Annotated in this window: 12 protein-coding genes and 1 pseudogene; 8 read left to right on the forward strand and 5 right to left on the reverse strand. The window is 73.3% G+C overall.

The genetic code is table 11. The features are described 5' to 3' along the window. Nucleotides 1-117: 117 nt before the first annotated feature. The 3 genes from ACFU7Y_RS11365 to ACFU7Y_RS11375 all read left to right on the forward strand — a co-directional run bounded on the left by ACFU7Y_RS11365 (nucleotide 118) and on the right by ACFU7Y_RS11375 (nucleotide 3,363). Nucleotides 118-1,236, forward strand: a complete 1,119-nt coding sequence (locus ACFU7Y_RS11365; protein WP_380767543.1) for a DUF6745 domain-containing protein — start codon at nucleotides 118-120, stop codon at nucleotides 1,234-1,236. Between the two features lie 115 nt (nucleotides 1,237-1,351). After that, the gene (locus ACFU7Y_RS11370) at nucleotides 1,352-2,149 is read left to right on the forward strand and encodes a MerR family transcriptional regulator (RefSeq protein ID WP_380767545.1); all 798 of its coding nucleotides are present in this window, start codon (nucleotides 1,352-1,354) and stop codon (nucleotides 2,147-2,149) included. Next, nucleotides 2,146-3,363, forward strand: a complete 1,218-nt coding sequence (locus tag ACFU7Y_RS11375) for a glycosyltransferase (RefSeq protein WP_380767547.1) — start codon at nucleotides 2,146-2,148, stop codon at nucleotides 3,361-3,363. Before ACFU7Y_RS11370 ends, ACFU7Y_RS11375 begins: the two co-directional genes overlap by 4 nt. A gap of 498 nt (nucleotides 3,364-3,861) precedes the next feature. Here ACFU7Y_RS11375 and ACFU7Y_RS11380 read toward each other — a convergent pair whose 3' ends face one another. The 3 genes from ACFU7Y_RS11380 to ACFU7Y_RS11390 form a co-directional block, all read right to left on the reverse strand. Further along, a complete protein-coding gene (locus ACFU7Y_RS11380) occupies nucleotides 3,862-4,500 on the reverse strand; it encodes a VC0807 family protein (protein ID WP_380767548.1) in 639 nt (212 codons plus the stop codon). Next, nucleotides 4,497-5,117, reverse strand: a complete 621-nt coding sequence (locus tag ACFU7Y_RS11385; RefSeq protein WP_224282178.1) for a TetR/AcrR family transcriptional regulator — start codon at nucleotides 5,115-5,117, stop codon at nucleotides 4,497-4,499. The genes ACFU7Y_RS11380 and ACFU7Y_RS11385 overlap by 4 nt, the downstream gene beginning before the upstream one ends. Before the next feature lie 161 nt (nucleotides 5,118-5,278). Further along, the gene (locus ACFU7Y_RS11390; RefSeq protein WP_380767550.1) at nucleotides 5,279-6,052 is read right to left on the reverse strand and encodes a class I SAM-dependent methyltransferase; all 774 of its coding nucleotides are present in this window, start codon (nucleotides 6,050-6,052) and stop codon (nucleotides 5,279-5,281) included. Nucleotides 6,053-6,429: 377 nt separating this feature from the next. Here ACFU7Y_RS11390 and ACFU7Y_RS11395 point away from each other — a divergent pair, with 377 nt between their 5' ends. Together ACFU7Y_RS11395 and ACFU7Y_RS11400 are read left to right on the forward strand one after the other, a co-directional pair. Next, nucleotides 6,430-6,669 carry a hypothetical protein gene (locus ACFU7Y_RS11395; RefSeq protein WP_380767552.1) on the forward strand — a complete coding sequence of 80 codons (240 nt, stop codon included), beginning with the start codon at nucleotides 6,430-6,432 and terminating at the stop codon, nucleotides 6,667-6,669. A gap of 7 nt (nucleotides 6,670-6,676) precedes the next feature. Next, nucleotides 6,677-7,279 (forward strand): annotated as a pseudogene (locus tag ACFU7Y_RS11400) (methyltransferase domain-containing protein); the annotation flags it as partial. Between the two features lie 481 nt (nucleotides 7,280-7,760). Here ACFU7Y_RS11400 and ACFU7Y_RS11405 read toward each other — a convergent pair. Continuing rightward, the gene (locus ACFU7Y_RS11405; RefSeq protein ID WP_380767554.1) at nucleotides 7,761-8,789 is read right to left on the reverse strand and encodes an alpha/beta fold hydrolase; all 1,029 of its coding nucleotides are present in this window, start codon (nucleotides 8,787-8,789) and stop codon (nucleotides 7,761-7,763) included. A 10-nt stretch (nucleotides 8,790-8,799) separates the two neighbouring features. Next, the gene (locus tag ACFU7Y_RS11410) at nucleotides 8,800-10,038 is read right to left on the reverse strand and encodes an esterase/lipase family protein (RefSeq protein WP_380767556.1); all 1,239 of its coding nucleotides are present in this window, start codon (nucleotides 10,036-10,038) and stop codon (nucleotides 8,800-8,802) included. Between the two features lie 781 nt (nucleotides 10,039-10,819). Between ACFU7Y_RS11410 and ACFU7Y_RS11415 the strand changes: the two genes are divergently transcribed. The 3 genes from ACFU7Y_RS11415 (at nucleotide 10,820) to ACFU7Y_RS11425 (ending at nucleotide 13,373) form a co-directional block, all read left to right on the forward strand. After that, entirely contained in the window at nucleotides 10,820-10,999 is a 180-nt protein-coding gene (locus ACFU7Y_RS11415) for a hypothetical protein (protein ID WP_380767558.1), read from the forward strand. A 326-nt stretch (nucleotides 11,000-11,325) separates the two neighbouring features. After that, on the forward strand, nucleotides 11,326-13,215 hold the full coding sequence (locus tag ACFU7Y_RS11420; protein ID WP_380767560.1) for an alpha/beta hydrolase family protein: 1,890 nt from the start codon (nucleotides 11,326-11,328) through the stop codon (nucleotides 13,213-13,215). Then, complete coding sequence (locus ACFU7Y_RS11425; RefSeq protein WP_224281105.1) at nucleotides 13,212-13,373, forward strand: hypothetical protein; 162 nt, start codon at nucleotides 13,212-13,214, stop codon at nucleotides 13,371-13,373. The genes ACFU7Y_RS11420 and ACFU7Y_RS11425 overlap by 4 nt, the downstream gene beginning before the upstream one ends. Nucleotides 13,374-13,455: the final 82 nt, after the last annotated feature.

Below are 13,455 nucleotides of genomic sequence, written 5' to 3' on the forward strand. Positions count from 1 at the left end.
CCGGACGGGGTCGGCGGGCGGTGGGGGCAGCAAGGCGGAGCGCGGCCGGGGCCGCGGCACGGAACGGGAACGGGAACGGACGGCCGGGTGGGGAGCCCGGCCGGGAACGGAGCAGGGATGGAGACGGTGATCCACGACGGGGTCCACGGCGACCGGACGCAGGCGCGGGCGCTGCCCGGGCCGGCCGAGGTGACGGCCCGCTGGCGGGCGGCCGCGGCGGCCACCGGGGCGGGCGACCGGGTGGCAGCCGAACACGCTGTCAGGGCCGCCTACCGAGCGGCCGGGCTGCCCGAGCCCGCGGCGATCCGCTGGTTCGGCTCGCCGCTCGCCGCGACCGAGGCGGCGCTGGAGCTGCGGGCCGCCGGCGCGCAGAGCGTGCGCGAGGCCGTGCGCACCCGGCCCTGGGAGGAGGCCCGGCGACGGGCCGTCGAGCGGGTCGGCACCACCGGGTGGGCGGGCCACTGGGCGCTCACCGGCGGCGAGCTCGGCCCGGTCACCACCCCGCTCGCCGACCGGCTGCGCAACGCCGTGCTCGACCGGCTCGCCCCCGAGGCCGACCGGGAGGCCGACGTCGCCGTGGCCGAGGAGGCCCGGGCCCGTCGCACCACCGTCCGGCTCGCTCTGCTGGACGCCGTGCGCGGCCAGCACGACGCGCCGTGGTTCGCCGCCTTCGAGGCCGCCGGGGCGAGCGCCGACGCCGTCGCACCGCTCGCCGAGCTGGCCCGGGAGGTCGGCTGGTGGTGGCCGTACCGCGAGGTGGCCCTGCTCAGCGAGCGGCCGACCACCCTGCACCGCGACGAGGCCGGACGGCTCGACCGGGCGGACGGGCCCGCCCTGGAGTACGCCGACGGCTTCGCCCTGCACGCCTGGCGCGGTATGCCCGTCCCGCCGGAGTTCCTGGCCGGTCTGGCCGAGGTGACCGTCGAACGGATCCGCACCGAGGAGAACGCCGAGCTGCGCCGCGTCCTGCTGGAGCACTACGGCTACGAGCGCTACCTGGCCGACTCCGGCGCCGAGCCCGTCCACCGGGACGAGACCGGTGTGCTCTGGCGGATCGTCCTGCCCGACGACGAGCCGGTGGTGATGGTCGAGGTGGTCAACTCCACCCCCGAGCCGGACGGCACCCACCGCACCTACTGGCTGCGCGTCCCCCCGAGCACCCGTACCGCGCGCGCCGGGGTCGCCTGGACCTTCGGCATACCCGAGAGCGCCTACCACCCGCAGCGCGAGACCTGATCGCAGGCGCCCTCCGGCATCCGGAGCAGGCCCCTGAGCTGCGCGTGTTGACCCTTACCCCACGTCAGGCCGCACGGTGGGGGCGCAGCGAACGCACGGACGATCGGAGGGACGCATGAGCTGGTCGGTGGGCCAGGTCTCCGGCTTCGCCGGGGTCACGATCCGGACCCTGCACTACTACGACCGGTCCGGGCTGCTCTCGCCCAGTGAGCGCAGCCCGGCCGGGTACCGGCTCTACAACGGTGCGGATCTCGCCAGGCTCCAGCAGATCCTCTTCTACCGGGAGCTCGGATTCCCACTCGACGAGATCGCCGACATCCTGGCGGATCCACAGGCCAACGCGCTCGACCACCTGCTGGCGAGACGACAGGCACTCAGCGAGCAGATCGCACGGTTGCAGAAGCTGGTCGATGTCGCCGAACGGGCCATCGAGGTCCAGCGCACCGGGGTCGAGCTGACGCCGGACGAGCGCTTCGAGGTCTTCGGGGACGTGGTCTTCGACCTCAGCTACGCGGCCGACGCCCACCTCAAGTGGGGCGAGCGGGACAGCCACCAGGAGGCCCTGGCCCGCGCCGCCACCCACTCCAAGGAGGACTGGCAGCAGCTGATGGCGGAGGCCGCCGAGTGGCGCGGCCGCTTGCTGGAGGCCTTCGACGAGGGGCTGCCCGTCGACCACCCGACGGTGCTCGACCTCGCCGAGCAGCACCGGCAGCACATCACCCGGTGGTTCACGCCCTGCCCACCGGAGATGCACTGCCGGATCGCCGACGACTACGAGGCGGACGCCCGGGCCTTCGCCCTCGTCGTCCCGCCGGCCGAGCAGCGCCCGGGCCTGGCCGGCTACCTCCGTGCTGCCATCGGAGCCAACGCCGAGCGCCGCAACGAGAGCGATCTCGACGAGGTGGCCCGATGAGGATCCTCGTCATGGCCGCCGGATCGCACGGCGACGTCGCCCCCTACACCGGTCTCGGGGGGCACCTGCGCCGCGAGGGGCACGAAGTCGTGCTAGCGGCGCCCGAGACCTTCCGCGAGCTGGTGGTCGGCAGCGGCCTCGCCTTCCGCCCGCTCCCGGTCGATCCGCGCGGGGCGGGCACCGAGTCGACGACCGGGCGCTCGGAACTGCTCGCCCGGGCCGCGGCGTTCATCGGGCAGCTGGGCGACGGGCTCGCGGACGCTGCGGCGCCCGGCGCCGATCTGCTCCTGCTGAGCACCACCACCGCGCCGCTGGGCTGGCACCTCGCGGAGGCGATGGACGCCCCCAGCATGGGGGTCTACCTGCAACCCACGCTGCCGACGAGAGAGTTCCCGCCGGTCGTCGGAGGCGGGCGCTCGCTGGGGAGCTGGGGCAACCGGGCGGCGGGGGCGCTCGGCCAGCGGGTCGTCGACCGCCTGCACGCCGAGACCGCACGCCGGCTGCGGTCGCGGCTGGGCCTTCCGGCGCTCTCCCAGACCGCGCGCCGGCAGGCTGTGGAGCGGGCGCACTGGCCGGTGCTGCACGGTTTCAGCCCGACCGTCGTACCGCGCCCGGCCGACTGGCGGGAGGAGCTGCGGGTGGTCGGCAACTGGTGGCCGCACGTGGCGGAGGACTACTGCCTCCCGGCCGAGGTCGAGGACTTCCTGCAGGCCGGTCCGCCGCCGGTGTTCATCGGCTTCGGCAGCATGGCGGCGGGGCAGGGCGAGCGGCTGAGCGCCCTGGCGGCGGAGGCCCTGCGGCGGGCCGGCGTCCGGGGCGTGGTGCAGGCCGGCTGGGCCGGGATCGCCGGCGAGGGTGGCGACGTGCTGACGGTCGGCGAACTGCCGCACGCGCGGCTGTTTCCCCGCATGGCGGCCGTCGTGCACCACGCGGGTGCGGGCACGGCGGCCGCGACGCTGCGCGCGGGCGTGCCGAGCGTCCCGGTCCCGGTGACGGCGGACCAGCCGTTCTGGGCCGGTCGGCTCACCCGGCTCGGTGCCGCCACCGCTCCCGTCCGGTTCGCCGACCTCACCGCTGGCCGGCTGGCGGAGGCCATCCGTCAGGCCGTCGAGCAGCGGCGGCTGCGGGACCGGGCGCAGGAGGTGGCCCGCGCGATGGCGAAGGAGGACGGTGCGGGCCGGGTCGCGGAGGCGGTGGCGGCATTGGGCCGGTAGGGGAGGCGGGGAACGGGCCACTGCGGGGGCCTCAGGCCAGGGCCCGCTCCAGCCAGTCGAGCAGCACGGTGTTGCGCAACTGCGGTGCCATGGGGGCGCAGCGGTCGCCGACGCCCTGCGCGGCGGTGAGGACGGTGTGTTGTTCCGGACCTCGGAGGAGGTGATGGGGCGGGTGTCTGGCCCGGGACGAGGGAATCGGTCGCGCAGCCGAGGAGGAGGGTCGGACAGGTGACGAGGTGTGCCACGTCGTCGCAGCGGAAGCGGCGGATGGCACGGGCGAGTTGCCGGAGGCCCTGGGGCGCGCGTCCGGTGTGGGCGTCGTGGAGGAAGCGGGTGTCGAAGATCTCGGCGCGCGGGTGGGACGGCGCTCAGGCTGATCCGGCGGAGTCAGCGGACGGGCGGGCAGTCCGATGTCCAGCAGTCGGTCGGTGGCTGCGGTGGCCGCGGTGGTCGCGGTGGTTCTGATGGTCACGGCGGTCACGGCTCGGCCCGTTCCGGTCAGGCCCGCAGGCCGTGGCGCTTGGTGTACACCAGGTGGAAGACGAACAGCGGCGCGGCGATCACCGGCCAGCTCAGGTTCATGGCTGCCGGGGCGGCATCGACGGGCAGGAGGTACGCGAAGGCCAGTTGGGCGAGAGCGTTGAGCAGGCTGGCCGTGCCCCAGACCGCGGTGAGCACCCGGGCACCGTGACGGAACGCCGGATCCTGCTCCCAGCGCTCCTCCCAGGCGCGCAGCCCCTCCTCGCCCGCCTTGGCCCGCACGAAGGAACGGAAGACGAGCATCAGAGCCGGCCGGCCGTAGCCGACGGATGCCAGCAGCCAGATTCCGAGGAGTCCGCCGAGCATGCCCGTCCAGGCCTCGCGGATCAGCAGGGTGCGTGCGTCGCCGGTGAGCGCGGAGAGCACCAGGCCGAGGGTGATCATGCTGAGGATCAGCAGGGCCAGGAAGTCGACGCGGCGGGTCCGGACCAGCCGTACCACCACGGTGACGGCTGGTACGGCGGCTGACCAGAGCAGGGACCACCACTGGTCCACGCCCGCCGTGCGCAGCCCGTAGAAGACGGCGAGCGGCAGGCCGAGGTCGATCAGCAGGGGTAACAGGACGGCGGTTCGGCGCGGGGCGGCGTGGACGGTCACTTCGTCTCCTCGTTCCTGGTGGCGAGGGTGAACAGGGCGACCAGCTCGCGCCCGTAGGCGCGGGCGTCGAAGTCGGCCCCGGTGGACAGCCGGTTGGCGGCCGCGTCGATCGAGGCGCGGATCGCGGTGGCCATCGCCTCGGCGTCGAACGGCCGGAAGTCACCGCTGAGCTGTCCGTCGCGCAGGTGCCGGACCAGCAGCGCCATGGGGGTGTCGAAGCCGGCCGAGCTGACCAGCGGGCTGCCGTCCTCCCGACGGGCGTTGGCGAGGACGTCCACCAGCGCCCGCACCTCGACCGGGCGCTCCGCCAGGAACTCCAGGTTCGCCTCGATGTAAGCGGCCAGCTGTGCGACGGGCTCGGCACGGGCATGGATGCGGGGCTGCATGAAGGCCCGCGCCCCCTCCTGGACGGTGTCGACGAGGGCTTGGAAGAGATCCTCCTTGTCCTGGAAGTGGTACGAGATCAGCCGCACGCTGGAGAGCTTCGCCCGCTTGGCGATCTGTGCGAACGAGGCCCGGGCGTAGCCGAGTTCGGCGACGGTCTCGATCGCGGCGGCGACGATCTGGGTGCGCCGGGCGTCGGTGGTGAGGCTCCGGCCGGAGCCGTGGGCAGGCATGGGACCGGCAGGGGCGGAGTCAGGATTTACTCGCATGAGTAAAAATTAACACGGGTCGGCAAAATCATGACCGCAAAGAGCCCCGCCGCATCCGCGCCCGGATACGGCGGGGCTGATTCCCGGCAGCGGCCGGCAATCGCAGACCGTCTCGCCGACGCAGGTCAGGGTGCCCGGGCGATCAGGACGGGCTGGAAGAATCCGGTGTCGACGGGCTGCTCCCAGCGGATGCCGGTCAGGTTCGCCTCGGTGGCGAAGGCGCTCAGCTGGTCCTGGGTGAGTGCCCAGTAGGTGGAGCGGCGGACGGCGACCTGCCACTGGCCGGAGTCGTCCGGCAGGAGCCGGAACAGCTCCAGGTCATACCGCTCGCCGTCCTCGTGCCACTGCCAGAGCTGGAAGACGACCGACCGTCGACCGCTGTGCTCGGCGGTCTGCGGAGGAGTGGAGCCGGGCCGGGCACGGCGCAGCTCGTCGTACGGGCGCGTGGTGACCAGCAGCAGTCCACCCGGGCGAAGGACCCGCCGCATCTCACCGAGCGCGGCGCGCACGTCCGCGGCCGTGAGCAGGTGGGGCAGCGCGTTGTCGGCGCAGACGACGACATCGAACCGCCCGTCCGGGAAGGGGAGTTCCCGCATGTCGGCGGCAGCGGTGGGCAGCCGGAGGCCGCGCTCGGCGGCCTCGGCGGTGGCGCGGGCGGCGGAGACCGGGCTGAGGTCGGTGCCGGTGACGCGGTGGCCGAGGGAGGCCAGGCCGATCGCCTGGGTGCCGATGCCGCAGGCGCAGTCCAGCACCTCGGCGGGGCCGTCGCCGAGGCCCGCACGGATCAGGGAGTCCAGCGCGGCGCCCTGGCGGGCGAGCGAGGCGTTCCAGTCGGCGTAGAGGAGGTGGTAGTCGCCGGCGAAATCGTCGTAGAAGCGGCCGAGGGCGGACTGGGTCATGGTGTCAGGGTCTCCACAGGGGCGTCGAGGTGAGCGGCAATCGGGAGCGTCGGGGCGCGCGGGGAACGGACGGGGGAAGCGCCGTGGGCACAACGCCCGGGCCCGGTCACGGCCCGGACGAGGAAAGGCGGTGGGCATGGCGCCCGGGCCTGGTCACGGCACCGTGACCGAGCGGGACGCGGGGACCGGTTCGCTCGCCATGGCACTATCCTCGCCCGGGCGGACCGGCGCGGAGTACCGGTTTTCGGAGCTGCCGAGGGGGAGGGCACATGGCACGGCGCCGGACGAGTCCCGGCCGGACGGACCGCCGCTTCGCCGCGACGGCGGCGAACGACACTGGCCTGTCGGGCCGGTGACCGGGGTCCTTCCAGGACCCGGTGTTCCGCCGGCCCACGCCCGAGGAGCGGCGGCTGGTGGAACGGCAGGGCGGGGAGGAGGCCGGCGTGCTGATCGCGTTCGAGGCGGACGGCGGTGGTGCGGAGCCGGTGAGCGGGCTGATCGCGGCCGGGAGCCTGGAGGCGCGGGTCGGCGCCGTCCGCCGGTACCTGTCGACTCCTCGACCGACGGAGCGCCCGGGCGGGAAGTCCGCTGGTCCGGCGTCGCCGTCGCCGCCATGACGCGGAGATGCGTACCTTCGAAGAGCTGATAGCCGAGGCCGGGTCCGTTTCCGTGGACGGCTGGCACTTCTCCTGGCTGGAGGGCCGGGCCACCGAGGAGCGACCCTCCTGGGGTTACCAGCGGCCGCCGGCCGGGCGGTTGGGTACGGAGACGGCGGCCCCGGACCTCCAGACGGGTGGCGGCGAGGTGCTCGCGGGCGCGGAACGGCCGGGCGGGCGCCCGCCCGTGGTCGCGGCCACCGAGTCCTGGCGGCCCGACCCGGCCCGCGCGACGCAACTGCTGCACCCGCTGGGCGTGGTGGTGGTTGCGGACCCGGATGAGCCGCCGCTGCCGTTCGCCGACGAGGTCTTCGACCTGGTCAGCAGCAGGCACCCGGTGCGGGCCTGGTGGACGGAGATCGCCCGGGTGCTGCGCCCCGGCGGCACGCACTTCGCCCAACACGTGGGCCCGGCGTCGGTCTTCGAACTGGTCGAGCACTTCCTCGGGCCGCAGCCGGAGGCCCGCGAGGGCCGCCGCCCCGAACCGGTGAGCGCCGAGGCGTGGGCGGCCGGGCTGGAGGTGGTGGACCTGCGGTCCGAGCGACTCCGGATGGAGTTCCGGGACATCGGCACTGGTAGGCGCCCGCGGGGGTGTCCGCGACGGCGGTCGCGACGATCCCCCGGTCGCGGAGGGCGGGCGGTGGTCAGGGCTGCGAGGTCCGGGGAGGGGTTTCGCACGGTCGTCTCGTCGGCGAGTTCGACCACCAGGTCGCCGAGGTCGGCGGAGGTGTCGTGGACGGCGACCGGCTCCGTGCCCAGCGCCCCGGCCAGACCGTCTGGCACCGGAACGGGCGTCAGGAGTGAGGTCGGGAAGTCCAGGCTGATCGTCGAGGAGCAGGACCCCGGCCGGGTTGCCGGGGAAGGGGCGGTCGGTGAAGGCGTCGACGAGTCGAATGCGCATGAGTCGGACCGTAGTGAAGGAACGAAGCGGTCGACCAAGGCCGATCCGGGACGAGTGGACTGATCCCGGGGGTCGACGGTCGCCTGGCGATGGCCTGCCGAGGGCCGGCAGTGTTGACGGTGGGTGCCGATCGCCAGGCGCCGCCTCTGTGTCAGGCTCCGTCCAGTGTCTCCACCAGCGCGGTCAGGAACTCCTTGGGCCGTTCCAACTGCACGCTGTGCCCGGCTCCTTCGACCGCGACCTCGCGCACCCGCCCGCCGGCGCCGGCGTAGCGGTCCAGCGCGGCGCGGGTCTGTGCCACCATCGGCTGTGCCGGGCAGGTGTCCGCGCCGGGCCAGCCCGGGACGGCGCCGATGGCCCCCAGGTGAGCCAGGTCGAAGAGCGAGGTGTCGGAGACGATCACGTCGGCCGTGCCGCGGATCCACAGGATCGGCGGCTTCGGTTCGACCAGTTCCAGGTCGTCGATCCGGAAGTGGGTCGGTGCCATCGAGTTGAGCACCCCGCGTTCGCCGGGCCCGAAGCCCGGCCAGGCGTCGCTCGTGCGGCTGTCGCCCGGGTAGTGGTCCTCCCCGGTCCGGGTGGTCAGCATCGCGGTCACGTAGTGGTCCGACTCGGCCAGCGGCTCGCTGACGTAGGCGGTGTTCAGCACCGAGCGCGGCGCGAACGGTGATTCGGCGCCGAGTTCGCCCTCGCGCAGCAGCCGGACGAATTCGGGGGCCGCACCGCCGGCGCCGGAGCCCGCGCCGTCGGGCGCGTTGAGCTGTCCGTCCACGCCGTGGGTGCCGCCGAAGCCGTAGGGGGAGACCGGGTTGACCAGGGTGAGCGAGCGGACCAGCTCCGGGTGGTCGCGCAGCAGTTGCAGCACCACACCGCCGCCCATGCTCCAGCCGACCAGGTGCACCGGTCCGAGTGCCAGCTCCCGGATGTAGGAGAGCAGGTCCTCGCTGTGGTCGCGCAGGCCCCGGGTGGCGTCCACCGGCAGCGGCTCGGTGGCGCCGAAGCCGCGCAGGTCGGGTGCCAGCGGGCGGTAGCGGGCGGGGAGGGCGGTCATGGTCGAGTGCCAGAAGACGCCGGAGGAGACGTTGCCGTGCACCAGGACCACGGGTTCCCCGGTGCGGCCCTCGATCTCGGCGTGGTTCACGGTGAGTCGGTCGGTTGTTGTCAGTCGGTCGGTGATCATCCGGGTGTCCTCAGTTCAGCCAGCCGGCGACCTGTGCGCTTGCCGCGCTGTCCCAGCCGAGTTCCAGGTGGTTGGCGAAGGCGATCAGCGCGGTGCCGCCGACGGTGCCGAAGCCGGTGGTGTCCAGCGCGCTGGACACGAAGACCACGCCGTCGCTGGGGCCGCGGTTCTCGTTGAAGATCCCGAGGATGTTGGGCGTGCCGCCGGCCAGGAGGTACGCCGTCACCGAGGAGGGCACCCCGGCCTGCTGCAGCGGGCCGATCAGTGAGCCGGCGTTGATCGCGGCCTGGATGCCGCCGCCGTCGGTGTAGAAGCCCTGACCGCCGTAGTAGGTCGTGTACCAGTCCTGCTGGGTCTGGTCGACGCCGAACACCGAGTCCCAGCGGGCCAGCATCTGCCGCTGCCCGGGGTAGTTGTCATAGCCGCTCGCGGGGGTGAAGGAGAACTCCGGGTGCGCGGTGTAGGTGCCGTAGCAGGTCATGTGAAGGTGCGGAGAAGGGGCGTTGATCGCACCGCCGCACTGCGGCCAGATCGAGAAGTCGTGCGCCCACCCGTGCGCGAAGGGATAGTCGTAGCCGCCGTTCGGGCCGCCGAGGGTGATCAGCTTGCGCACGTCGCCCGCGTACGGGCGGCCCCAGGCGGGCTTGACCGAGGACACGTAGGCCCGTGCGGACATCTCGCCCTTGCTCCAGCCCACCACGTCCACCTGCGGGACGCCGAGCTTGGCGCGGATCAGTGCGACCGCGTCGCCGACCTCCTGGGCCTGCATCAGGTTGTCGCCCTGCTTGTGCGCGAAGCCGATCGCGAAGACCCGGTAGCCCTGCCCGGCCAGCTTCTGCATCAGCCCGGTGCTCGGGCAGGACGCGGCGCCGCAGCCGTAGCCGCCGGACTCGCCGGGGTTGGCCCAGGCCCGGTCCGGGTTGTCGTTGGCGCCGTGCACCAGCAGCACCGGGACCTGGTGCGCGCCGGTGTTCCAGCCCGGGGCCGAGTAGAGCAGGAAGCGGCCGGAGAAGGGCTGCTTGACGCCACCGAAGAAGGTGAGCCGCTGGCCGTCCTGGTTGCCGCGGCCGTCCGGCGGGTACTGCTCCTGCCGGAAGCCGGGGGTGGTGTCGAGGTACCGCTCGACGCGGTCCCAGCCGTTGGCGACGCTGCTGTAGGTCGCCTCCAGGGTCAGATTGGACGGCACCGCGGCTGCGGCCGGCCCCGACGGGACGGCCGCGCCGACCAGCGCCAGCACGCCCGCGAGCACCCAGCCCAATCCTCTTCGCCTGCCACGTCCGTTTCTCCACATACCGTGTTCACTCCTCCACGCCGAGGTCCAGCGCGTGACACGCTACGGTTGCCGGAGTGCCACCCCTATGGCGATGGCGCATACCTTGGTCATCCCGGTGTGGGTGCCACCCACCTGGCCAGGATGCGGGCCCCGACGAAGGCTCCATCCGCACCGGTGAGCTCGGCGTCCTCGTGGAGCGGCCACGGGGTGTGCGGCCCCAGGAGGGCTCGCAGTGGCTGCGTCGGCGTCATCCCTGTGGGCGTGAAATTCCCTGAAACTCCTTTCAGTGTGTCGGCTGCCGTGTGGGACCGGCTCGCGGACATCCCCCTCCTGCCGTGCGGACATTCATCCGGTATCTCGCGCAATGTCGCACTTTCTGCCGCCGGATCATGATGCAAGAGCGTGAAAGAAATTGCGCATGTGCCTTGACGGGTCATCGAATCGGGGTGGAAGGTCTTCACCGAACGCGATGGAAGTGCCACGGAAGGTCCGCTGCCCCGGTCCGCCGCCCCTGGCACTTCCATCGCTCTCCGGGTCGACCGCCTGATGAGAACCGGGAGTTGACAGGTCTCCCCGCGCCCACGTGCGACATCCCCCCTCGTATCGCAGGCGCGCCGTCACGGCGGTCCGCACCGGAGCGCCCGGCCGGCTCCGCTCCTTGGCGGAGCCGGCCCCCTTCCCGAACGCTCCCACCACCCCTGGGAGTTGCGGCGACGGCCGATGCCCTCCCGGTGCCGTCGAGCCGTCGCAGGTCGGTATGGACGATGGGGGAGGCGATCTCATCTCCGCCATCCCCCGGGCGGCAGCGGTCCTGCTGCACCCCTACCTCGACGGCCGGGGGTTCTCGGTCGGCAGTCTGGTGGAACGGATCGGGGACACCGCAACCCGTGCCCTGCTGGGCAACCTGGTGGATGCCGGGATGGTCAGGGCCGTGTAACGACCGGCTGTCCTCCGGTCCGAGGGCCACCGGGCCACGGGTGGTAGAGGCGGTCTGGACGAGCGGATCGTTCGGATCGACCTCGTCGCCTATCCACGGCCAGGCTCTCTCCGGCGGGACCAGGGCCGGCCGGTGTTCACCTCAGCCGTCTTTCGGCCAACTGTGCGAAAGGTCTGTTCGCAGCCGCGGCTCCCCCCTAGAGTGGCCGCGATCCTCCGCAAGTGACCTTTTCTTCACGCCGGTTCACTGGACCTTCACACCAGTGCACTGGCCTCGGGACGTTCAGCGCAGCCTGTTCCCACCATCGAGCCGGAAGGGCCGGGTCCGTGACGCAGGCGTTCCAGTCCCCCGGCTTCGCCGCGCTGGCGGCCGACCGCGCGGTCGAGACACGGCTCGTCGAGGAGCGCTGGCAGGCGGTGGCCTGGGACCTGAGGACGGGTCGGCGCCGGGTGGTCACCGACCGGCCGGGGGGCGTCCACCTGAGCGAGATCGAGCCGGACGGCGACGCCATCTGGTGGTTCGACGCCGACAGTGCCGGGGAGGGGCGGTGGCGGCGCGAGCCGTTCGCCGGCGGAGCGGGCGGCGCGGCGCTGCACGGCGTGCCGCGCGGGCGGGCGTACGGCGTCGCCTTCGACCGGACGGGCGCGCTCGCGGCGGTGGCCGTCGGCGTCGACGGCGCCTCGCACTGCTACGTCGGACCGCCCGCGGGCGAGGCGCGGCTGATCGGTTCGGCGCCGGGATACCTGAGCCTGGCCGACCTGTCGCCGGACGGTCGGCTACTAGCCCTGGGCGGGCGGCCCGACGGGGACGACGCAGTGGTCCTGTGGCCGACGGGTGCCCAGGCGGACGGTCCGCTGCGGTTCGCCGGGGACCGCCGACTGCGGCTCTGGCCGATCGAGTTCAACCCGCTCGCGGTACTCGAACCGGAGCTGCTGCTGGTGGTCGAGGAGGACGAGCGGTACACCGTCGCGACCTGGCGGGCGGGCGCGGGGCTGTGCAGGTACCCGGGACTGTCGTTCGACTCGCAGATATCGGCCGGCTGGTACCAGGGGCCGCACGGGGTGCTGATCCAGCACGAGCGGGCCGGGCGGAGCCGACTGCTCCTTGCCGACCTCGATCCGCCGACGGGACAGGGGGCGACACACCAGGGGGCGACGCAGCAGGGATCGGTGCGCCGGGGACCGGCAGAACCGGGGTCGGCAGAACAGGCTCCGCCCGTCCGGGAGATCAGCACACCCGGCGGCACGATCCACGACCTGTCCTGCGCCCCGGACGGCACCCTGCACTGCGTCTGGAGCCGGGAGTCGACACCGCCACGCCCGCTGGTACTGCGCCCTGGCACGGAGGTGGCGCACCACCTCGATCCGGACCGGGGTGACACCTCCCGCAGCCGGCGCTGGACGCCCCGGCCGTACGGGCGGATCCACAGCTTCGTCAGCACCCCGGTCGGCCAGGGCCCGTGGCCGACCCTCTTCCTGGTCCACGGTGGCCCCTCCACCCACGACCGGGACTCCTACGACCCGCGGGTGAACGCCCTGGTGGGCCACGGCTACGCAGTGGTGCGCACCAACTACCGAGGCTCCACCGGCTACGGCGCCCGCTGGCAGCACGAGTACGGCCACCGGGTCGGGCTGGCGCAGATCGAGGACCTGGCCGCCGTCCGCGCGGAGCTCGTCGCCGACGGTACGGCGCTCGCGGAGCGCACCGGCCTGTGCGGATTCTCGTGGGGCGGCTACCTGACCCTGCTGGCGATGGGCGCGCAGCCGGAGTTGTGGTCACTCGGCATGGCCGCTCAGCCGATCGCGGACTACCCCGCCGCCTACCGCACCACCACCCCCGCACTGCGCGAGCTCGACCGGCAGCTCTTCGGCGGGACCCCGGACGAGGTTCCCGAGCGCTACCGCGCGGCCGACCCGCGATCGTACGTGCACCAGGTCCGCTCGCCCGTCCTGCTGGTCGCCTCGCGGACCGACGAGCGGTGCCCACCCGACCAGGTGGCCCGGTACGCCGCGGACCTGCGCCGGCTGGCGGTGCCGCACGAACTGCTCTGGGTGGACGGCGGCCACTACAGCCGCCGGACCGCCGACCACCGATCGGTGCTGGCCGCGATGGTCCGGTTCGCCGGGCACGCCTGGCCGGCGCCGCACCCCCGACCACCTCGGGGCGACCGCCCCGAGGTACCCACCGAGCCGATGGAAGGAGGTGAACAGCCATGAAGCGACGCAGCGTTCAGAACGACCCGATCAGCACCCCGGAGCGTGACCGGGGCGCCGTGGTGGTCCAGAACTTCGCGCTCGACATCACCAAGGCCACGGCGGTCGCGCCTGCCCCCAAGGGGCAGCGGAAGCCGAAGCCGGAACCCAAGGGCAAGTGATCCTCCGTCGCTCCGGGGCATCTGCGGCGGCCCCGGGCCACACCACACCGACCCCCGGCGAACAACACAAATGGCCAACAAG

It is taken from the genome of Kitasatospora sp. NPDC057542, assembly GCF_042801945.1.
Lineage (GTDB): Bacteria > Actinomycetota > Actinomycetes > Streptomycetales > Streptomycetaceae > Kitasatospora.